The sequence below is a fragment of the Streptomyces sp. NPDC057939 genome (genome assembly GCF_042887545.1).
GTDB lineage: Bacteria > Actinomycetota > Actinomycetes > Streptomycetales > Streptomycetaceae > Streptomyces.
Map to the genome: position 1 here is coordinate 1 of NZ_JBHVPG010000128.1, position 1,190 is coordinate 1,190.

General features: G+C 65.8%; 1 protein-coding gene. It reads right to left on the bottom strand.

The features are described 5' to 3' along the window. On the bottom strand, positions 1-1,190 hold a 1,190-nt coding region (locus ACFVS6_RS42945), incomplete at both ends, for a 2-oxoacid:acceptor oxidoreductase family protein (protein ID WP_389711973.1).

Sequence of the window (1,190 nt, forward strand, 5' to 3'; positions counted from 1 at the left end):
GAACACCGGCGTCCGATACGTCAGCGCGATCCGCGCCGCCTCCAGGGCCGCGTCGAAACAATCGGCCGGGGTCCGCGGCGCGACGATCGGAACCGGCGCCTCACCATTACGGCCGTACATCGCCTGCAACAGATCGGCCTGCTCCGTCTTCGTCGGCAACCCCGTCGAAGGCCCACCACGCTGAATGTCCACGATCAACAGCGGCAACTCCAACGACACCGCCAACCCGATCGTCTCCGACTTCAACGCCACACCCGGCCCCGACGTCGTCGTCACCGCCAACGCCCCACCGAACGCCGCGCCCAGCGCCGCCCCGATCCCCGCGATCTCGTCCTCCGCCTGGAAGGTCCGCACCCCGAAGTTCTTGTGCCGGCTCAACTCGTGCAGGATGTCCGACGCCGGAGTGATCGGATACGACCCCAGATACAGGGGCAGATCCGCCTGCCGACCCGCCGCGATCAACCCGTACGACAGCGCCAGGTTCCCCGAGATGTTGCGGTACGTACCCGCCGGGAACGCCGCCCCCGCCGGAGCCACCTCGTAGGAGACCGCGAAATCCTCCGTCGTCTCCCCGAAATTCCAGCCCGCCCGGAACGCCACGATGTTCGCCTCCGCGATCTGCGGCTTCTTCGCGAACTTCTGCCGCAGGAACGCCTCCGTCCCCTCCGTCGGCCGGTGGTACATCCACGACAGCAGACCCAACGCGAACATGTTCTTGCTGCGCTCGGCCTCCTTCCGCGACAGACCGAAGTCCTTCAACGCCTCCACCGTCAACGTCGTCAACGGCACCCGATGGATGTTGTAGGCGTCCAGCGACCCGTCCTCCAACGGCGACGTCTCATAGCCGACCTTCGCCATCGGACGCTTCGTGAACTCGTCCGTATTGACGATGATCTCCGCACCCCGCGGAACATCGGCGATGTTCGCCCTCAACGCCGCCGGATTCATCGCCACCAGCACGTTCGGCGCGTCCCCCGGCGTCAGGATGTCGTGATCCGCGAAATGCAACTGGAACGACGACACCCCCGGCAACGTCCCCGCGGGCGCCCTGATCTCCGCCGGAAAGTTCGGCAGCGTCGAAAGATCGTTGCCGAAAGACGCCGTCTCCGAAGTGAAACGGTCACCCGTCAGCTGCATACCGTCACCCGAATCACCCGCGAAACGGATGATCACACGATCGACACGGCGGA